At 60.7% G+C, this 18,441-nt stretch carries 18 protein-coding genes; 7 read left to right on the plus strand and 11 right to left on the minus strand.

Annotated elements, in window-relative coordinates; all coding sequences use genetic code 11:
* The coding region (pnuC, locus tag ERD80_RS10475; protein ID WP_211145580.1) for a nicotinamide riboside transporter PnuC at nucleotides 1-166 on the plus strand (166 nt) is incomplete at its 5' end.
* On the opposite strand, the gene zitB is transcribed toward pnuC, so the two are convergent.
* The 4 genes from zitB to ERD80_RS10495 form a co-directional block, all read right to left on the minus strand.
* Entirely contained in the window at nucleotides 163-1,119 is a 957-nt protein-coding gene (zitB, locus tag ERD80_RS10480) for a CDF family zinc transporter ZitB (RefSeq protein WP_136546828.1), read from the minus strand. The two genes, pnuC and zitB, sit on opposite strands and share 4 nt — an antisense overlap.
* Nucleotides 1,094-4,174 carry an ATP-binding protein gene (locus tag ERD80_RS10485; RefSeq protein WP_136546830.1) on the minus strand — a complete coding sequence of 1,027 codons (3,081 nt, stop codon included), beginning with the start codon at nucleotides 4,172-4,174 and terminating at the stop codon, nucleotides 1,094-1,096. The genes zitB and ERD80_RS10485 overlap by 26 nt, the downstream gene beginning before the upstream one ends.
* Nucleotides 4,156-4,740, minus strand: coding sequence for a response regulator transcription factor (locus tag ERD80_RS10490; protein WP_021508519.1), 585 nt, complete (start codon nucleotides 4,738-4,740; stop codon nucleotides 4,156-4,158). The genes ERD80_RS10485 and ERD80_RS10490 overlap by 19 nt, the downstream gene beginning before the upstream one ends.
* A 103-nt stretch (nucleotides 4,741-4,843) precedes the next feature.
* Entirely contained in the window at nucleotides 4,844-5,200 is a 357-nt protein-coding gene (locus tag ERD80_RS10495; RefSeq protein WP_211145581.1) for a YbgS-like family protein, read from the minus strand.
* Nucleotides 5,201-5,497: 297 nt separating this feature from the next.
* On the opposite strand from ERD80_RS10495, the gene aroG reads away from it, so the two are divergent.
* A complete protein-coding gene (gene aroG / locus ERD80_RS10500) occupies nucleotides 5,498-6,550 on the plus strand; it encodes a 3-deoxy-7-phosphoheptulonate synthase AroG (protein WP_021508517.1) in 1,053 nt (350 codons plus the stop codon).
* Between the two features lie 63 nt (nucleotides 6,551-6,613).
* Here aroG and gpmA read toward each other — a convergent pair whose 3' ends face one another.
* The 6 genes from gpmA to modE all read right to left on the minus strand — a co-directional run bounded on the left by gpmA (nucleotide 6,614) and on the right by modE (nucleotide 13,333).
* Nucleotides 6,614-7,366: a 2,3-diphosphoglycerate-dependent phosphoglycerate mutase gene (gpmA, locus tag ERD80_RS10505; protein ID WP_010616013.1), complete on the minus strand. Its 753-nt coding sequence runs from the start codon at nucleotides 7,364-7,366 to the stop codon at nucleotides 6,614-6,616.
* A gap of 152 nt (nucleotides 7,367-7,518) precedes the next feature.
* On the minus strand, nucleotides 7,519-8,553 hold the full coding sequence (gene galM / locus ERD80_RS10510) for a galactose-1-epimerase (protein ID WP_058757860.1): 1,035 nt from the start codon (nucleotides 8,551-8,553) through the stop codon (nucleotides 7,519-7,521).
* A complete protein-coding gene (gene galK, locus ERD80_RS10515; protein ID WP_058781271.1) occupies nucleotides 8,547-9,695 on the minus strand; it encodes a galactokinase in 1,149 nt (382 codons plus the stop codon). The genes galM and galK overlap by 7 nt, the downstream gene beginning before the upstream one ends.
* Nucleotides 9,696-10,739, minus strand: a complete 1,044-nt coding sequence (gene galT / locus ERD80_RS10520) for a galactose-1-phosphate uridylyltransferase (protein ID WP_136546832.1) — start codon at nucleotides 10,737-10,739, stop codon at nucleotides 9,696-9,698.
* Nucleotides 10,740-11,001: 262 nt separating this feature from the next.
* A complete protein-coding gene (gene modF / locus ERD80_RS10525; RefSeq protein ID WP_136546834.1) occupies nucleotides 11,002-12,474 on the minus strand; it encodes a molybdate ABC transporter ATP-binding protein ModF in 1,473 nt (490 codons plus the stop codon).
* Between the two features lie 76 nt (nucleotides 12,475-12,550).
* The gene (modE, locus tag ERD80_RS10530) at nucleotides 12,551-13,333 is read right to left on the minus strand and encodes a molybdenum-dependent transcriptional regulator (protein ID WP_136546836.1); all 783 of its coding nucleotides are present in this window, start codon (nucleotides 13,331-13,333) and stop codon (nucleotides 12,551-12,553) included.
* Nucleotides 13,334-13,450: 117 nt separating this feature from the next.
* Here modE and ERD80_RS10535 point away from each other — a divergent pair, with 117 nt between their 5' ends.
* The 4 genes from ERD80_RS10535 (at nucleotide 13,451) to modC (ending at nucleotide 16,257) form a co-directional block, all read left to right on the plus strand.
* Nucleotides 13,451-13,609 (plus strand): AcrZ family multidrug efflux pump-associated protein, encoded by a 159-nt coding sequence (locus ERD80_RS10535; RefSeq protein WP_021508511.1) that lies wholly within the window; start codon nucleotides 13,451-13,453, stop codon nucleotides 13,607-13,609.
* 127 nt (nucleotides 13,610-13,736) lie between these two features.
* On the plus strand, nucleotides 13,737-14,510 hold the full coding sequence (gene modA / locus ERD80_RS10540) for a molybdate ABC transporter substrate-binding protein (protein WP_136546838.1): 774 nt from the start codon (nucleotides 13,737-13,739) through the stop codon (nucleotides 14,508-14,510).
* Nucleotides 14,507-15,199 (plus strand): molybdate ABC transporter permease subunit, encoded by a 693-nt coding sequence (modB, locus tag ERD80_RS10545; RefSeq protein WP_021508509.1) that lies wholly within the window; start codon nucleotides 14,507-14,509, stop codon nucleotides 15,197-15,199. Before modA ends, modB begins: the two co-directional genes overlap by 4 nt.
* Entirely contained in the window at nucleotides 15,199-16,257 is a 1,059-nt protein-coding gene (modC, locus tag ERD80_RS10550) for a molybdenum ABC transporter ATP-binding protein ModC (RefSeq protein WP_021508508.1), read from the plus strand. Before modB ends, modC begins: the two co-directional genes overlap by 1 nt.
* Nucleotides 16,258-16,437: 180 nt before the next feature.
* Here modC and ERD80_RS10555 read toward each other — a convergent pair whose 3' ends face one another.
* Nucleotides 16,438-17,256, minus strand: coding sequence for a pyridoxal phosphatase (locus ERD80_RS10555; protein ID WP_136546840.1), 819 nt, complete (start codon nucleotides 17,254-17,256; stop codon nucleotides 16,438-16,440).
* Between the two features lie 148 nt (nucleotides 17,257-17,404).
* On the opposite strand from ERD80_RS10555, the gene pgl reads away from it, so the two are divergent.
* Complete coding sequence (gene pgl / locus ERD80_RS10560) at nucleotides 17,405-18,400, plus strand: 6-phosphogluconolactonase (RefSeq protein WP_058781274.1); 996 nt, start codon at nucleotides 17,405-17,407, stop codon at nucleotides 18,398-18,400.
* The last annotated feature ends 41 nt before the right edge of the window (nucleotides 18,401-18,441 follow it).

Below are 18,441 nucleotides of genomic sequence, written 5' to 3' on the forward strand. Positions count from 1 at the left end.
GCTGCTGTGGGTGGTGATCAACGTTATCAGCGTGATGATCTTTGCGCGTCAGGGCGTGTATGCCATGGCGCTGGAGTACGCCATTCTGACGCTGATCGCGCTGAACGGCACGCGCCTGTGGATGCAGAGCGCACGGGAACAGGGTTCGCGCGCGCTGTCCCATTAGTGGTGGTGATGCGCGTGGCCTCCCAGCGCTGCGTGCTCGTGCTGCGTGTCGCTCTCCTCGCATAACTCGCAGTCCGGGCCGACGCAGGGCTGATACTCCATCTGCACCGTGGCATGGGCGATCTGATAATGTTGGTGCAGATACTGATGAATGCGTCGCAGCAGGCCGTCGTGATCGTACGGCGGAATCACCTGTACGTGCAGCGTCAATACCGGCTTTTCGCCCACCTGCCACACATGCACATGATGCACATTGCGCACTTCATCAATCTGACGCGTCAGCGCCCGCGCCAGCTTATCCACGTCGATATGCGTCGGTGCGCCTTCCAGCAGCTCGTGCAGGCTCTCGCGCAGCAGCGCCCAGCCGCTGCGCACCACCAGCAACGCCACCAGCAGCGACAGAATCGGATCGATCGGCGTCCAGCCGGTCAGCATGATGATCACCGCCGCCACGATTGCACCCACCGAACCCAGCAGGTCGCCCAGCACGTGCAGCGCGGCGGCACGCACGTTGAGATTCTTCTCTTCGCTGCCGCGATGCAGCAGCCAGAATGAAAGCAGATTCGCCAGCAGGCCGGCAATGGCGATGCCGAGCATCAGGCCGCCTTCAATCGGCTCGGGCTGGTAAAAACGGCGCAGCGCTTCCCAGACGATCAGGACGGTAATCACCAGCAGCGCGATCGCGTTCACAAACGCTGCCAGCGTGGTGAGGCGCAGTAAGCCAAAGGTGTGACGCGCATTCGGTTTACGCCGGGCGAACTGCACGGCCAGCAGCGCCATCAGCAGCGCGGCGGCGTCGGTGAGCATATGTCCGGCATCGGCCAGCAGCGCCAGCGAGCCGGACACCAGTCCACCGATGACCTCAGCAACCATAAACAGCGCGGTGACGCCAAACGCGGCGGCGAGACGCGTGCGGTTGCCACCGTGCTCACTGTGAGAATGAGTGTGTGCCATAACGTTCCAGTTGGTTAAGTAGCCTGTTCGTTAATGATATCAGTAAATTGAGATTGTCACGGTCAGGCTGATGCTGTTTTGCCGCGTCGGCCAGCTGCTGGCAGCGGGCGGCCACGTCGTCAATGCCGAGCATCAGCCAGCTGCCTTTCAGGCGGTGCGCCGCGCGCGCCAGCTGGGGCCAGTCTGCAGCCGCGCTCGCCTGCAGCAGCGCATCACGATCCTGCTGCAGCGTACGCTGCAGGGTGTGGCAAATACGCGGAATGAAAGCCGGATTGTGCTGCGCCAGAATCTGCAGGCTGTCCGGCAGCACCTGCAGCGGATCGCGCACTGCCTGCGCCAGCAACGGTGCAATGTCCCGCAGAGTCACCGGCTTAACCAGCTGCGCTTCGTGCGCCTGCAGCGGCAGTTTCAGCAGCTGTACGTCGGCAGAGCACAGTATGCGCAGCGCAGGCTGCACGCGCTGGCGCTGACGGCGGCGCAGGATGCGCAGCAGCGTCAGGCCATCCGGGCGCGGCATCATCTGGTCAATAAACAGCACATCAAACGGCTGCTGCGCATCGGCCCGCAGCAGTTCGCGGCCATCCTCAAACACCGCCGCAGTAATGCCAAAGCTCGCCAGCTGCTGCTGCATCACCAGCAGATTGGTCGGGTGATCGTCGACAATCGCCACGCGCAGCTGCGGATAGTGCGGCCAGTGCGTGGCGTCATCCGCCGCCGTCGCCGCACAGGGTTCCAGCGGCAGGCGCACGCTCACCGTGGTGCCCTGCTGCGGTGCGGAGTGCAGCGACAGCGTGCCGCCCATGCGCTGTACAATCTCGCGACAGATAAACAGCCCGAGGCCGCTGCCCTGCACCGCATGGCGCTTGCCCGACGGCGCCTGATACCACGGTTCAAACAGCTGCGCCTGCTCGCTGAGCGGAATGCCGCTGCCGCTGTCGCTCACCGTCAGCGCGATATCCCCGGTGACCGCCAGCGTCAGGCGGATTTCGCCGTGGCGGGTAAATTTCAGCGCATTGGCCACCAGATTGTTCACCACCTGCTGCAGGCGATCGCTGTCGAGCATCACGCTGGCCGGCAGCGGGGTCAACGCCGCTACGTGCAGCTGTGGCCCGCCATCACGCATCAGCGGGTGGTAAAACTGCTGTTGCTGCTGTAGCCATAGCGTGAGATCGAGCGGGCGCGGCGTCAGGCGGAAGCTGTGATTCTCGATACGCGCATGATCCTGCAAATCGTTCAGCAGCGTCATCAGCGACCGGGCGCTGCTGTGCATTACATCGAGCCGCGCGCTGGGATGCTGCTGCTGTTCCAGCTCCAGCAGGCCCAGTATCGCCTGCATCGGCGTGCGCAGCTCGTGGCTGGCGGTGGCGAGAAACTGACTTTTAGCGGCATTGGCGCGCTCCGCCTGCTCGCGCTGTAACCGCTCACGCCGCTGCTGCAGATAGCGGCGCAGCAGCAATACCAGCAACAACAGGATGATCACGGCGGCCGCAATCAAAATCAGCAGCGGCACATTGCGCATCGTCATGGTGGTGCCGGGCTGCGGCGGCTGCGACCAGCTGACGCGCATCTGGTTCAGCGTATCCGCCGGAATCTGCTGCAGCGCATGGTCGAGCAGGGCGCTCAGCTGCGGCTGCTGTGCGCTCACCTGCGGCGCCAGCGGCCAGGCGATATCGCTGGCCACAAAGGCGAGATGCACGCGGTTGCCCTCATGGCTGGCCATGCGCCAGCGCGCCGACAGCACGTTATCCACCACTGCATCAATCTGGCCAGTGTTGAGGGCCTGCCACAGCTGGGCGCGATCGTCGAACAGCTGGGGCGCGATCTCAGCCGGAAGCAGACGCTGCGCCAGATCGCCACGCAGCACGCCGACGCGCTGAGCGTGCAGCGCGGACCAGCCCATCGGCTGCCTGTCGGACAGCGTGTAAATGCCCCAGATGGCGCGCCACACCGGCAGCGCGGTGCGGTTAGCATCGTCCCCGTACAGCGGCTGTAACAGGTTGAGCATCACCTGCTGCTGCTGCAACAGACTGGCGGCCTGCTGCGGATTATTGACCCAGCGCGGCGTGAAACGCAGACCGGTGCTCTGGCTCAGGGCGTTAAGCAGGTCAATACCGAAGCCGCGCGCGTTGCCGCTGGCATCGCGATAGCTCCATGGCGCGTTATCGCTCTCGGCGGCATAAGGGATGGCATCCTGCTGCGCCAGCCACTGTTTCTCTTCGCCCGTCAGCATCAGGGTTTGCGTATCCTGATAGCGCAGCAGCGGTGGACTCCAGCGCTGCTGCACGCGATTGCTGAACTCCGCTGGCAGCAAACGCAGCTGGCGGTTGAGCCAGGCAATCAGCGCCGGATCGCGCGTCAGTGCACGTAGCGACAGCTCGCCGGCACCGGGATCGGCGGTGATTTGATAAATCTGTCCCTGCTGCAGCTGGCTGAGCAGGAAACCGGCGCTGGCTTCATCGGCCACCAGATAGTCACTCTGCTGGTTGAGCAGCGCATACAGCGCCTGTAAATTGCCGGGCAGCGTCTGCCAGCGGTGGCGATGTGCAAAGGTTTGCGGCAGCTGCGCCAGCGTGTCGGCGGCGATGGTCAGCTGAGCGTTGTCACTGTTGAACATCACCGCGCGCTGGTTGTCGCGATTGCGGTAGATGCGCATCGGGCTGGTGAACCAGCTCTCGCTGGTCAGTACGTCGGCGGGCAGATCGCGCTGGCGGGTGCTCAGCACCATATCCACGTCGCCACGCTGCAGCGCCGCCAGCTGGGCGGCAAAGTCAGGGTAGCCGTGCAGGCTGAATGTGCTGCCGCTCAGCTGGCTGAGGGCGCTGAGATAGTCGGCATCAATGCCCCAGATGCGATCGCCGATGCGCATCGCCCAGGGCGCGCTGTTTTGCGCCGGCACCGCCACGCGCAGCACCGGTCCCGGCCACGGCTCGGCGTGCGGCGCGGGCATCATGGCGGGCAGCATCACGCTGCTGGCGGGCTGCAATCCGGCGCGCGCCAGCAGACTGAAAAACAGCGCGAACAGCAGCAGCCAGCGTGTCACTGCTGCGCTTTCCACAGTTCTGCCAGCTCGACTACCGACTGCACACCGGTCTTCTCAAGGATATTTTTTTTGTGGGTGCTGACGGTTTTATTGCTGATGTGCAGCTGTTCGCCAATCTGAATATTCGACAGCCCGCGCACCAGCAGCGCGACAATCTGCTGCTCTTTCTCCGTGAGCGGTAGCGCAATGCGCTCCGGCAGCGGCGGAAACGCCTGCTGGCCGCCCAGCACCGCCAGAATCGCGCTCAGCAACTGCGCCATGCTTTGACTCTTCACCACATAGCCGGCCGCCCCGAGCGAGGCGGCGCTGAGCAGCGTGTGGCGGCTCTGCTGGGCCGAGTAAATCAGCACCGGACACTGCGGATGGCGCGCGCGCAGACGGCGCAACAGCTCCAGACCATCGCTATCTGGCAGGCCGATATCCAGCACAATCAGGTCAATATGATGCTGTTGCAGCAGCTGGCGCGCCTGGGCTTCGTCACCGGCGGCGTACAGCTGTAATGGAATAGGGGCGTTGAGGCAGGCCGCTTCCAGCGCGACTTCAACTAAAGGGTGATCATCGATAAGCAGCAGCGCGGCCATGAAACAGTTCCTGTGAATTTCATAGCGTTAGCATAGCGGAAATAGGGCAGGGGAAAAACAACAGGGCGAGCCGAAGCTCGCCCTGCATCACGCTCCGCGTGGATTACTGCGTGGTGCCGTCAGTTTTATGTTTGACGTGACCACCGCCTTCCTTAGTTTCAACTTTCTTGTTCATATCCGGGCAGCGACCATCTTTACACATGGTATTTTTGTGTTCCTGGCTGGCCGACATATTGCCAGAGGTGGTACCAGAAGTCGCGGCACCGTTGGAGTTCATGCTGCCGTTATTAATGTTGCTATTATCGACATTATTTGGCGGCAGATTCTCTTTCGCGCCGCCCGCGGCTGCGCCGGCTTCAGCTGACGCATTCGCCTGACCGTTGTTGTTATCCGCAGCCAGTGCTGCGCCGCTGCCCAAAGTCATCGCTGCCGTCAGAAAGATCAATGCAAACTTATTCATCATTATGCTCCTGTAATAAATGGATAGTTGCCGCGTGACACCCGCTGGTGCTGTTTGACGAAAAAAGCGTGCCGCGACGGAATTTAATTCCGTCATGAGTGTTCGGCATGAATATAAATAGCGAAAGCACCTCATTCCTCAGTGCTTACGTTTAAAAAGCTTAGTTCATAAACGAATAAATGCAAATCTGAGCGAGCCATTGGCGCACAGGACATAATTTACACCTGGTGCCTGAAGGGATACATTGGACGGGTTGCGCCCGGCGTACGCAGGGCCAGAAATTTGAATGGAATAAGTATGGATTACCAGAACGACGATTTACGCATCAGAGAGATCAAAGAGTTACTGCCCCCTGTTGCGCTGCTGGAAAAATTCCCCGCCACCGATAACGCTGCTCAAACCGTTGCCCAGGCCCGCCAGGCCATTCACCGCATTCTGCACGGTGAAGATGACCGCCTGCTGGTGGTGATTGGGCCATGCTCCATCCACGATACGCAGGCAGCCAAAGAGTATGCCGCTCGCCTGCTGACGTTGCGCGAGGAGCTGAAGGGTGAGCTGGAAGTGGTGATGCGCGTGTACTTTGAAAAACCGCGTACCACGGTGGGCTGGAAAGGGCTGATCAACGATCCTTACATGGACGGTAGCTTCCAGATTAACGACGGCCTGCGCCTGGCGCGTAAGCTGCTGGTGGATATCAACGACACCGGACTGCCGGCTGCCGGTGAGTTCCTCGACATGATCACGCCGCAATACATGGCGGATTTGATGAGCTGGGGCGCGATTGGTGCGCGCACCACCGAATCGCAGGTGCACCGCGAGCTCTCCTCCGGGCTCTCCTGTCCGGTCGGCTTCAAAAACGGTACCGACGGCACCATCAAAGTGGCGATCGATGCCATCGGCGCTGCCAGCGCGCCGCACTGTTTCCTGTCGGTCACCAAATATGGTCATTCGGCGATTGTCGAAACCAGCGGTAATGAAGATTGCCACATCATTCTGCGCGGCGGCAAAGAGCCAAACTACAGTGCGGAGCACGTTGCGGCGGTGAAAACCGGGCTGGAAAAAGCGGGCCTGCGTCCACAGGTGATGATCGATTTCAGCCACGCCAACAGCAGCAAGCAGTTCCAGCGTCAGATGGTGGTGGCCGCAGACGTGGCACAGCAGATTGCTGGCGGCGAGCAGGCGATTACCGGCGTGATGATTGAGAGCCACCTGGTGGAAGGCAACCAGAGCCTCGACAGCGGTAAACCGCTGGTGTACGGCCAGAGCGTCACCGACGCCTGTATTGGCTGGGACGACACGGAAAAAGCGCTGCGTCAGCTGGCGCAGGCGATCAAAACCCGTCGCGGCTAACGGCAGCGCACGGCATAAAAAAAGGCCAGACTCGTGTCTGGCCTTTTGCGTTTCAGCGTGAACTTACTTCGCTTTACCCTGGTTAGCAACGGCGGCGGCTTTCGCTGCGATCTCGTCGGCATCACCCAGATAGTAATGTTTGATTGGCTTGAAGTTCTCGTCGAACTCATACACCAGCGGTACGCCGGTTGGGATGTTCAGTTCGAGGATCTCATCTTCGCTCATGTTATCGAGGTATTTCACCAGCGCGCGCAGTGAGTTACCGTGCGCGGCAACGATCACTTTCTCACCGCTCTTGATGCGCGGCAGAATGCTCTCGTTCCAGAATGGGATCACGCGATCGATGGTCAGTGCCAGGCTTTCGGTGGTTGGCAGCTGCGCGTCGGTCAGGGATTTGTAACGCGGGTCGTGGCCCGGGAAACGCTCGTCGTTACGATCCAGCTCTGGTGGCGTAACGGCAAAGCCGCGGCGCCACTGTTTCACCTGATCGTCGCCGTATTTGGCGGCGGTTTCCGCTTTGTCCAGACCCTGCAGCGCGCCGTAGTGACGCTCGTTCAGACGCCAGGTTTTCTCGACCGGCAGCCAGGCCTGATCCAGCTCATCCAGCACGTTCCACAGAGTGTGGATGGCACGCTTCAGCACTGAGGTGTAGGCAAAATCAAACACGAAACCTTCTTTTTTCAGCAGCTGACCGGCTGCTTTGGCTTCGGTGCGACCCTTGTCGGACAGATCCACGTCGTACCATCCGGTGAAGCGGTTTTCCTGATTCCACTGGCTTTCGCCGTGGCGCACCAGAACCAGCTTAGTTACGGCCATAGCTTTACTCCTTAATGCTTAATGTTTCGATGATGATAGAAACCGGCTGCGGCCGCTGATTTCAGCGGCACACTGATAGCGCCATACCATAGCGGAAAACAGCGCACGGCGTAAGCCTGTCGGCACCGCAGTGCGCGTTTTTCAACCGGCGCTTAGTGCGGGGTGAAGCGATAACGCGTCACGGAGTGCCATGTGTCGCCGGGCTGCAGCCAGCAATCAGGCTGCGGCCACTCGCTATGGTTGGGCGAATCCGGTAAAAACTCACTCTCCAGAGCGATGCCCTGGAAAGCAGTATAGCTGCCCTGTTCACGGGCGCGCGTTCCCTCCAGATAGTTGCCGGAGTAGAACTGCAGCGCCGGCGCGGCGGTGAACACGCTCACGCTAAGTTTGTCGTCCGCTGACCACAGCTGCGCAGCAGGCTGGCTGCTGTCACCGGCGGTGGTGAGCAGAAACGCGTGATCGTAACCTTTCACCGCGCGCTGATCGTCATCGGCCAGGAACTCATCCGCCACGCGTTTCGGCTGGCGGAAATCAAAGCTGGTACCGTCTACCGCTTTCAGCGGCGCATTGGGAATGCCTGCGCTGTCCACCGGCAGATAACGATCGGCCTGCAGTTGTAAGCGATGCTGGCGCGCGTCGCCATGATGCGCATCAAGGTTGAAGTAAGCATGGTTGGTCAGGTTGACCGGACAGGCCTGATCGGTCTGCGCTTCATAGCGAATCGACAGGCAGTTATCGTCATCGAGCTGGTAAATTACATCGGCAATCAGATTGCCGGGGTAGCCCTGGTCGCCGTCCGGCGAATCAAGACGATAGTGCACTTCGCTGTCACTCTGGCTGAGAATCTGCCAGCGGCGCTTGTCGAAACCCTGCGGCCCGCCGTGCAGCTGGTGCGGACCCTGATTGGCCGCCAGCAGCCGGTTAAGCGGCTTCAGCTCAGCGAAGGCGATGCGGTTCGCGTAACGCCCGATGGTGGCACCGAGATAAGCATCCTGATGCAGATAGTCGGACGGCGTGGCGCAACCGAGCAGCGCTTCGCGCACGCTGCCGTCCTGCATCGGCACGCGCGCCGACAGCCAGGTGGCGCCCCAGTCCATAAAGGTGGCGACCATGCCGTTGCGGTTGCGCAGCACGGTGATGCGCCACGGCTGGCCGTCCGGCGCATGAGAGTTGACGTCGCTTACCATTGGCCGGCTCCTGCTGAGGCTTTACATACGTAAAAGGTCTCTTTGATGCCGGTCTGCGCTTCGTACTGCTGCGCCACCGCCGCTTTCACCTGATCGACCAGATCGGTTGGCATCAGGGCGACAATACAGCCGCCGAAGCCGCCGCCGGTCATACGCACGCCGCCGCGCGGGCCGATTTCCGCTTTAACAATCTCCACCAGCTGATCGATGGGCGGCACGGTGATCTCAAAATCGTCGCGCATTGAGGCGTGCGAGGCGGCCATCAGCTCACCCATGCGTTGCAGATCGCCGCTGCTCAGCGCGTCCGCCGCTTCCAGCGTCCGGGCATTTTCGGTGATCACGTGACGCACGCGTTTGGCCACCAGCGGATCGAGCTGCTGTTCTGCCGCCGCAAACTCCTCCAGCGTCACGTCGCGCAGCGCCTTTTTGTTGAAGAAGCGCGCACCGGTTTCGCATTGCTCGCGGCGGGTATTGTATTCGCTGCCCACCAGATTACGACGGAAGTTCGAGTTGATGATCACCACCGCGACATCCTCCGGCATGGATACGGCGCGCGTACCCAGCGTGCGGCAGTCCAGCAGCATGGCGTGATCCTGCTGGCCGAGCGCTGAAATCAGCTGATCCATGATGCCGCAGTTGCAGCCAACAAACTGGTTCTCCGCTTCCTGCCCGTTAACGGCAATCGCTGCGCCGTCGAGCTTCAACTGATACAGCTGCTGGAACACAGTGCCCACCGCCACTTCCAGCGAGGCGGACGAGCTGAGACCGGCACCCTGCGGCACGTTGCCGCTGATCACCATATCCACGCCGCCAAAGCTGGCGTCGCGCTGCTGCAGATGTTTCACCACGCCGCGCACGTAATTGGCCCACATCGGTTCGCTGAGCGGCTCAATCGGCGCATCCAGCGAGAAGCTATCCTGCTGATTGTCGTAATCCACCGCCACCACGCGCACCTGGCGATCGTCGCGGCGGGCGCAGGCAATCACGGTCTGATAGTCAATGGCGCAGGGCAGCACGAAGCCGTCGTTGTAATCGGTATGCTCGCCGATCAGGTTCACCCGGCCCGGTGCCTGAATGCTGTGGCTCGGCGCGTAGCCGAAGGTGTCAGCGAAAACCTGTTGAGTGATCGATTTTAAAGACATTTATTGTTCCTCGCGGAAATGGATAGCGCTGACAGAGCGCAGACGTTCTGCTGCCTGTTCCGCCGTTAAATCACGTTGGGTCTCGGCCAGCATCTCGTAGCCAACCATAAATTTTCGTACCGTGGCGGAGCGCAGCAGCGGGGGATAGAAGTGCGCGTGCAGCTGCCAGTGATCGTTGGCTTCGCCGTTGAACGGCGCGCCGTGCCAGCCCATAGAATACGGGAACGAGCACTGGAACAGATTGTCGTAACGGCTGGTGAGCTGCTTGAGCGCCAGCGCCAGATCGGTGCGCTGCGCCTCGCTGAGATCGGTAATACGTTTCACGTGCGTTTTAGGCAGCAGCAGGGTTTCAAACGGCCAGGCCGCCCACCACGGCACCACCGCCAGCCAGTGATCGGTTTCGACCACGGTACGGCTGCCGTCCTGCAGTTCGCGCGCTACGTAATCCACCAGCAGCGGCGTACCTTTATCGGCAAAGTAGCGGCGCTGATTGTCATCCTCTTTTTGCGCTTCATTCGGCAGAAAACTGTTGGCCCACACCTGACCGTGCGGATGCGGATTCGAGCAGCCCATGGCTGCGCCTTTGTTTTCAAACACCTGCACCCACGGATAGTGCTGGCCGAGTTCAGCGGTCTGCTCCTGCCAGGTACGCACGATGTCCTGCAAGTTGTGCAGCGGCAGTTCGGGCAGGGTTTTGCTGTGATCCGGTGAGAAGCAGATCACCCGGCTGGTACCGCGCGCGCCTTCACAGCGCATCAGCACATCATCGCTCTGCGGCGCGTCCGGCGTATCGGTCATCAGCGCGGCGAAGTCATTGGTGAACACGTAAGTGCTTTTGTAATCGGGATTTTTGTCGCCGGTGATACGGGTGTTACCGGCGCACAGGAAGCAGTCCGGATCGTGTGCGGGCAGTTGCTCCAGCGCCGGCGTCTCCTGCGCACCCTGCCACGGACGTTTGGCGCGATGCGGTGACACCAGCACCCATTGATCGATCAACGGGTTATAGCGGCGATGCGGATGATCGACCGGGTTAAATTTTTGCATAACAAGTCCTGGTAATCGGCAAACAGAAGAAAATCACTGCCTTCAACGTAGCATAACGGTGGCGCTGAAAGCGTGATCCAGTCTGGATAAATGGTATCGTTTACACAAGGTGACGATTCTCATTTTGTGGGTTTATGCGTAGCATTTGCTGAATAATGCGGCAGGCTAGTGGTAGCGGTTACATTTTTAGGGAAGGAAATCTGTCAGGTGCGTACTGTTATCGCCGGGTCGCCATGGATGGCGACCCGCTCATCAATGAAAACTAACGCAACGCCTCCTGCTGATAAGCATAGCCCGCGCCCTGTTTTACAAAACTCAGGCGGTGGGTGATGCACTGCGGCGCGTCTTCGGCGTGGTGGGACACAAACATCAGCTGGGTACGGCCTTCGCCGATCAGCACATCAACAAAGCGGCGCACCAGCTGGCGGTTAATGGGATCGAGCCCCTGCAGCGGTTCATCCAGGATTAACAGCGTCGGGTGCTTCACCAGCGCGCGTGCAATCAGCACCAGCCGCTGCTGGCCCCACGACAGGCTATGAAACGGCGCATCGGCCAGCGCATTGTCCATGCCAAGCAGCGCCAGCCACTGGCGCGCCAGCGCTTTCTGCCGATCCGATACCGCCTGATACAGACCGATCGAATCAAAAAAGCCTGAAAGGATCACCGTACGCACGTTACAGCTGACGCGGTAATCCAGATGCAGGCTGCTGCTGACGTAACCGATATGCTGCTTGATGTCCCAGATGGTTTCACCGCTGCCGCGGCGAATACCAAACAACGTTAAATCATTGCTGTAGCCCTGCGGATGATCGCCGGTGACCAGGCTGAGCAGGGTCGATTTACCCGCGCCGTTGGGGCCGATGATCTGCCAGTGCTCGCCGGGATTGACCTGCCAGTTCAGGCCGTCGATCACCGCGTGATCGTTATACGACACCACGCCGTTGCGCAGGATAACGCGCGGCGCATCTGCCGCCAGCTGCGGCAGCTGATCCGGCTGGTCCGGCTCCGGCAGCGCCATGCCCTGCAGGCGTTCGCTGTGCGCCAGCTGCGCCACCAGCGCTTCGGCGAGAATCGCCTGGCGCGCGCCCACGTGCGTCAGCGTGCACTCCGCCAGCACGCCGACCTGCTGGACAAAATCCGGGATATCGTCAAAGCGGTTCAGCACCAGCACCACGGTGTAGCCGTCGCGATGCAGCTGATGCAGCGTATCGGCAAGGCTGGCGCGCGATGCCACATCCAGACCATCAAAAGGTTCGTCGAGGATCAGCAAATCCGGCTGCGCCATCAGCGCCTGACACAGCAGCGTTTTGCGCGTTTCGCCGGTGGAAAGGTATTTGAAGCGGCGAGTCAGTAAAGCGCTGATGCCAAACTGCTGGGCCAGCGCCTGCGCCCGCGCCTCATCCTTTACTTCATCCTGAATGATCTCCAGCGCGGTGCGGCCGGTGTCATCTTCGCCTTCACTCAGCAGATCGGTGTTGTTGCGCTCCCACTCCTGCGTCACCAGCTGTTGCAGCTGCTCCAGCGACAGACGGGTGCGGCGCTGAAAATCCTGCCGCAGCTCGCCCTTTGCCGCCGTCAGCTCGCCGGACAGCGCGCGCGCCAGCGAAGATTTACCGCTGCCGTTGGCACCGACAAAGGCCCAGCTTTCGCCGCTGTGCAGGGTCAAGTCCGGCAGGGTCAGGGTACGGCTATCGCTCAGGTGAAATATGCCTTGCGAAATTTGCAATGAGGCCATGATTTGTTCCGTTTTCTGCATCAAGTCGCTCAGTTGTAGCGAGCCAGCGAAATGAAGTCAAATCATGGCGGCCAGATCAGAGCAGTGTGGCGATGATGGCGTGTTCTGCATTAAAACAGGCGGTCACGGCGCTGCCGGGCTGCAGATTATGCTGGCGAAGCACCTGGCTGGGGACGGTGGCGCACAGCATTTCACCGCCTGCCAGCGCAATCAGCACTTCACTCTGCGTTTCGCCGGGTTCGATGGTGTGGACAACGCCCGGCAGCTGATTATCGCCCTCGGCGGCATCAGGCGTCAGGCGGATCCACGGCGCTTTGATCAGCACCAGCACCTCTTTACCGCTGTCGAGCTGCAGCCGCTCCGCGCTGCGTTCGGTCAGGGCCACCTGCAGGTGCGTCACGCCGTCGTTCAGCAGTACCTCAATATGCTGTTGTACCTGCTGACGATCGCGCGCCTGCACAGTACCAAACAGCTGGTTGCGCGCGCTGGTTTGCAGGGAAAAGCGGGCGATCGCCGCCAGCAGGCTGTCGAGCGGCAGGCTATCGTTTTGCAGCACGTCAAAGGCTTTTTGCTGGATCTGTTCCATCAGCTGAAACAGCTGAATTAATCGCTCGCCGTAGCGCGTCAGCCGGGCACCGCCGCCGCCTTTGCCGCCGGTCGCGCGTTCGACCAGCGTCTGATCCGCCAGCTGATTCATCTCATTGATGGCGTCCCAGGCGCTTTTATAGCTGATGCCCGCCAGTCTGGCGCCCTGGCTGATGGAGCCGGTTTCCTGCACGCGCCTGAGCAGCTCGATACGGCGCGGATCGGCAAACAGTTTCTGCTGAAGACGGATGTGAAGAGAGAGTTCTGCCTGCATGTCAGCTCCTTAGGTGAATGCGCCAATTGTAAGGCCTAAAGTAAAAGCACGAAAAGGGCAGTGCCTTTTTTTCTCCAGCCGTTACAATCACTTTTTTACTCTTTGCGCGAGGTTTCCATGCTGGAACTGTTAAAAAGCCTGGCGGTCGCCATCATCATGGTGCCCATCGTGATGGCGATTATGCTGGGTCTGATTTACGGCCTGGGTGAAGTCTTTAACGTCATCTCTAAATTTGGCCGCCGCGACGACCGTCCCGCCAATAGCTCACACCACTGATTTTTAACGCCCGCACGCTGCGGGCGTTTTGCCCTTAACTTTCCGCCGTTTTTGCCGATATAAAGCTCATGACAGCTTTAAGGCTCGCGTTGTATTATCAACTATATAACGTAACCTGGAGCTCTCTATGCAAAATACGCTTTATCGCTGGGCGGCCGCGGCCGTGGTCACCGTGTCGCTGTCGGGTCAGGCGCTGGCGGCGGAGAAAATTACCGTGTTCGCCGCGGCCTCGCTGACCAATGCGATGCAGCAGATTGCCACGCAATATCAGCAAAAAAGCGGCGTTGAAGTGGTATCCTCGTTCGCTTCCTCGTCGACGCTGGCGCGGCAAATCGAGCAGGGCGCCCCGGCGGATCTGTTTATCTCTGCCGATCAGCAGTGGATGGACGATGCGGTGGCGAAAAACAGCGTGATCGGCAGTACGCGCTACACGCTGCTGGGCAACGATCTGGTGCTGGTGGCGGCAAAAAGCGCTAACGCGCAGCCGGTGACCATCAATGCGCAGACCCCATGGCAGAACCTGCTTAAGGGCGAGCGCCTGGCGGTGGGCGATCCGGATCACGTGCCGGCAGGCATTTATGCCAAAGAAGCGCTGCAAAAGCTGGGCGCGTGGGACACGCTGTCTTCACAGCTCGCACCGGCTAACAACGTGCGTGCCGCGCTGGCGCTGGTGGAGCGCCGCGAAACGCCGTATGGCATCGTGTACGGTTCCGACGCGGTAGCCAGTGATAAGGTGCAGGTGGTCGGACGCTTCCCCGAAGCGAGTCACAAACCCGTAGAGTACCCGATGGCGGTGGTCAGCGATCACCAGAACGCAGCGGTGCAGGCCTTCTATGACTATCTGCAGGGGCCGGATGCCGCTGCCGTGTTTAAACAGTATGGATTTACGCCGAAGAGATGATACTGAGCGATCCCGAATGGCAGGCCGTGTTCCTCAGCCTGAAAGTTTCCTGCGTGGCGGTGCTGTGCAGCCTGCCGTTTGGCATCCTGATGGCCTGGATTCTGGCGCGCTGTCGCTTTCCTGGCAAAACCCTGCTCGATAGCCTGATTCACCTGCCGCTGGTGCTGCCGCCGGTGGTGGTGGGCTATTTGCTGCTGCTGACGCTGGGCCGGCGCGGCCTGATTGGCAGCTGGCTGTATGACTGGTTCGGTATCACCTTCGCCTTCAGCTGGCGCGGTGCGGTGCTGGCCTCCGCGGTGATGGCGTTTCCGCTGATGGTGCGCGCCATTCGTCTGGCACTGGAAGCGGTAGACAGCCGGCTGGAGCAGGCGGCGCGGACCTTAGGCGCGGGCCGCTGGCGGGTGTTTTTCACCATCACGCTGCCGCTGACTTTTCCGGGCATCATCGTGGGCACCGTGCTGGCGTTTGCCCGCTCGCTCGGTGAGTTTGGTGCCACCATTACCTTTGTCTCCAACATTCCCGGCGAAACCCGCACCATCCCGTCAGCCATGTTTACCCTGATTGAAACGCCCGGCGCGGAAGGCACTGCGGCGCGGCTGTGCGCGGTGGCGATTGCGCTGGCGCTGCTGTCGCTGGTGGCCTCAGAGCTGCTGGCGCGCTGGGGCCGCAAGCGGCTGGGAGCGGCCTGATGCTGAAAATCAACATTGCGCAACAGCTCGGTGAGCATCAGCTCAACGTCGATGTGGAGATTCCGGCCAGCGGCATCACCGCGATCTTTGGCGTGTCCGGTGCAGGAAAAACCTCATTAATCAATGCCATCAGCGGTCTGACGCAGCCGCAGAGCGGCCAGATTGCGCTTAACGATCGTCTGTTGTTTGACCGCGACAGCGGTATCAATCTGCCGCCGGAAAAACGCCGCATCGGCTACGTGTTTCAGGATGCGCGCCTGTTTCCCCATTATCGCGTGCGCGGCAATCTGCAGTATGGAATGGCGCCTAAAATGAAGGCGCAGTTCGGGGCGCTGGTGACGCTGCTGGGACTGGATGCGCTGCTGGATCGCTATCCGGCCTCGCTGTCGGGTGGCGAAAAGCAGCGCGTGGCGATGGGCCGGGCGCTGCTGAGCGCGCCGGATATCCTGCTGATGGACGAACCGCTGGCGTCGCTCGATCTGCCACGCAAGCGCGAGCTGATGCCCTATTTGCAGAAGCTGGCGAAGCAGGTGGAGATTCCGCTGCTGTACGTGAGCCACAGCCTGGAGGAGATTGTCCAGCTGGCGAATCAGGTACTGGTGCTGGATAACGGTAACGTCAAAGCCTTCGGCGCGCTGGAAAAAGTGTGGGGCAGCAGCGCGATGCGGCCCTGGCTGCCGGCGGCCGAGCGCAGCAGCGTACTGCGCGTGCAGGTGCTGGAGCAGCATCCGGATTACCCGATGACCGCGCTGTCGCTTGGCGATCAGCACATCTGGGTCAGCCGGGTGAATCAGCCGGTGAAAAGCGTACTGCGCATCCGTATCGCCTCGGCGGACGTGTCGCTGGCGCTGCAGCCGCCGCAAAATACCTCGATCCGCAATATTTTACCGGCGCAGGTGGTGGAACTGCTGGAGCTGGACGACCAGGTCGAAGTGAAACTGCGCATCGGCGTCAGCGAGCTGTGGGCGCGCATTTCACCGTGGGCGCGCGACGAGCTGAATATCCGGCCCGACCAGTGGCTGTATGCGCAGATCAAGAGCGTGTCGATTACCGCGTAACACAAACCGGACGACAGCGCGGTACGTCCGGTCTGCGGATCAGCGCGATTAATCGCGCCGCTACCGGATGTGCCATGTACCGCTGCAGTAATCATCCGTTGCACCTTCTGTAGCGGCGCGATTTTTCGCGCTTTTTTCGGGTTAACCTGACTGATGCCTTGTGCCGCGATCAGCCTGGCGTTACAGCACTTCCTGGTAGATCACCTGCGCAATGCCCGGCTCAAGGTTGGTGCCGATCACTTTGCGCGCGCGTCCTTTGATGGCGTCATCGGCATTGCCCATCGCCACGCCCAGCCCGGCCTGCTCCAGCATGCTAAGATCGTTGTAATTGTCGCCAAACGCCAGCACGTCCTGCATGCTCAGACCCTGGCTCGCCACCCACTGCGCCAGGCGTTTGCCTTTGCTGTTGCCGGCCTGAGCGATATCGACCTGATCGTGCCACGACCATTCACACGCCAGACCCAGCTCGCGTTCGGTGCGTTCAGCAAACTGCTGCAGCGCGCGGGTATCCGGATGCGACAGGGCAAATTTCCAGATCGACTGCGCGTCGTGCGCCGCCTGCGCCAGGCTCGGCACCTGCACAAACAGCGGGCGCTGCGCTTCCGGCAGCGACTGCGCCCAGTTGAGGGTGCGCGTTACATGGCCGGTCGCTTCCTGGTACAGCATCGCATCATCAACGTACAGCAGACCGTGAATATTCTCCTGATCAAGCATCTCAATCACCCGCGCCGCCTGACTTTTCTCCAGCGGATCGGCCGCCAGCACCCGTTGCGCCTGGTAATCGTACAGGTAAGTGCCGTTACAGCAGATGGCAGGCGTTGTCAGCTGCAGCGCCTGATAAAACGGGTGAATCGCGCAGTGATGGCGACCGGTGACGATCAGCACCTGAACGCCAGCCTGTTGCGCGCGGGCTAAGGCTTCAAGGGATTCTGGCAGGATGGTTTTGTTTGGGGTCAGCAGGGTGCCGTCGAGGTCAAGGGCGATTACGCGGTAGCTCATTACACTTTCCGTCCGGAGTTAGCAAAGCATTAAGTCTACACCCGCCAGCGGCCCTGAGACAAAAAGCAGGGCACAAATCAGCCCAGCGCGCGGCGGTGAAACGCGCTACAGTTACTGTTTTTCATCAGGCAGCGAATAAGGAAAACGCATGAAACAAGTCGTGTATACCGCCAGTCCCGAGAGCCAGCAGATCCACGCCTGGCAAATGCAGGAAGATGGCGCACTGACGTTATTGCAGGTCACGGATGTGGCCGGCCAGGTGCAGCCGATGGTGGTGAGCCCGAAGAAAGATTTTCTCTATGTCGGCGTGCGTCCGAATTTTCGCGTACTGGCGTACCGCATTGCGGCCGACGGTACGTTAAGCCTGGCCGGTGAAGCGCCGCTGCCGGGCAGCCCGACTCACATTTCTACCGACCGCCAGGGCAACTATCTGTTCTGCGGCTCCTATAACGATGCCTGCGTCAGCATCAGCCCGATTGGCAGCGACGGCCTGCCGCAGGCTCCGCTGCAGGTGATTAACGGGCTGGAGGGCTGCCATTCGGCGAATATCGACCTCAGCAACCAGACGCTGTTTGTGCCAGCGCTGAAACAGGATCGCATCTGCCTGTATCAGCTGCAGGCGGACGGCACGCTGGCACCGCGCGCGCAGCCGCAGGTGACCACGGTAGAAGGCGCCGGCCCGCGTCATATGGCGTTCCACCCGAACGGCGCCTATGGCTATGTGGTTAACGAACTGGACAGCACCGTCGACGTCTGGGCGCTGAACAATGTTAACGGCCAGGTCGAGCGCGTGCAGAGCCTTGATATCATGCCGCCGGGCTTCAGCGATACACGCTGGGCAGCGGATATCCATATCACCCCGGACGGTCGCTTCCTGTATGCCTGTGACCGCACCAGCAGCACGCTGACCGTGTTCAGTATCAGTGAGGACGGCTCGGTGCTGACGATTGAAGGTTATCAGCCGACCGAAACTCAGCCGCGTGGCTTTAACATTGATGGCAGCGGTCAGTATCTGGTGGCGGCGGGGCAGAAATCGCATCACATTGAAGTCTATCGCATCGGCGATCGTGGCCTGCTGCAACCGCTGGCGCGTTACGCCGTGGGTCAGGGGCCGATGTGGGTAGTGATTCACGCGCTGGACTGAGGAACGCGCTTCGGTCATGCAGGGTCGCCATCTACGGCGAC

Source organism: Pantoea sp. R102 (genome assembly GCF_004916815.1).
Taxonomy (GTDB): Bacteria; Pseudomonadota; Gammaproteobacteria; order Enterobacterales; family Enterobacteriaceae; genus Pantoea; species Pantoea dispersa.

What these genes read in the sequence shown, in the direction of transcription:
- galK (WP_058781271.1), bottom strand. Translation starts at nt 9,695, where the DNA reads ATGTCTTTAAAATCGATCACTCAACAGGTTTTCGCTGACACCTTCGGC.
- galT (WP_136546832.1), bottom strand. Translation starts at nt 10,739, where the DNA reads ATGCAAAAATTTAACCCGGTCGATCATCCGCATCGCCGCTATAACCCG.
- modA (WP_136546838.1), top strand. Translation starts at nt 13,737, where the DNA reads ATGCAAAATACGCTTTATCGCTGGGCGGCCGCGGCCGTGGTCACCGTG.
- zitB (WP_136546828.1), bottom strand. Translation starts at nt 1,119, where the DNA reads ATGGCACACACTCATTCTCACAGTGAGCACGGTGGCAACCGCACGCGT.
- gpmA (WP_010616013.1), bottom strand. Translation starts at nt 7,366, where the DNA reads ATGGCCGTAACTAAGCTGGTTCTGGTGCGCCACGGCGAAAGCCAGTGG.
- modF (WP_136546834.1), bottom strand. Translation starts at nt 12,474, where the DNA reads ATGGCCTCATTGCAAATTTCGCAAGGCATATTTCACCTGAGCGATAGC.
- modC (WP_021508508.1), top strand. Translation starts at nt 15,199, where the DNA reads ATGCTGAAAATCAACATTGCGCAACAGCTCGGTGAGCATCAGCTCAAC.
- ERD80_RS10535 (WP_021508511.1), top strand. Translation starts at nt 13,451, where the DNA reads ATGCTGGAACTGTTAAAAAGCCTGGCGGTCGCCATCATCATGGTGCCC.
- pgl (WP_058781274.1), top strand. Translation starts at nt 17,405, where the DNA reads ATGAAACAAGTCGTGTATACCGCCAGTCCCGAGAGCCAGCAGATCCAC.
- modB (WP_021508509.1), top strand. Translation starts at nt 14,507, where the DNA reads ATGATACTGAGCGATCCCGAATGGCAGGCCGTGTTCCTCAGCCTGAAA.
- ERD80_RS10555 (WP_136546840.1), bottom strand. Translation starts at nt 17,256, where the DNA reads ATGAGCTACCGCGTAATCGCCCTTGACCTCGACGGCACCCTGCTGACC.
- ERD80_RS10495 (WP_211145581.1), bottom strand. Translation starts at nt 5,200, where the DNA reads ATGAATAAGTTTGCATTGATCTTTCTGACGGCAGCGATGACTTTGGGC.
- galM (WP_058757860.1), bottom strand. Translation starts at nt 8,553, where the DNA reads ATGGTAAGCGACGTCAACTCTCATGCGCCGGACGGCCAGCCGTGGCGC.
- aroG (WP_021508517.1), top strand. Translation starts at nt 5,498, where the DNA reads ATGGATTACCAGAACGACGATTTACGCATCAGAGAGATCAAAGAGTTA.
- modE (WP_136546836.1), bottom strand. Translation starts at nt 13,333, where the DNA reads ATGCAGGCAGAACTCTCTCTTCACATCCGTCTTCAGCAGAAACTGTTT.
- ERD80_RS10490 (WP_021508519.1), bottom strand. Translation starts at nt 4,740, where the DNA reads ATGGCCGCGCTGCTGCTTATCGATGATCACCCTTTAGTTGAAGTCGCG.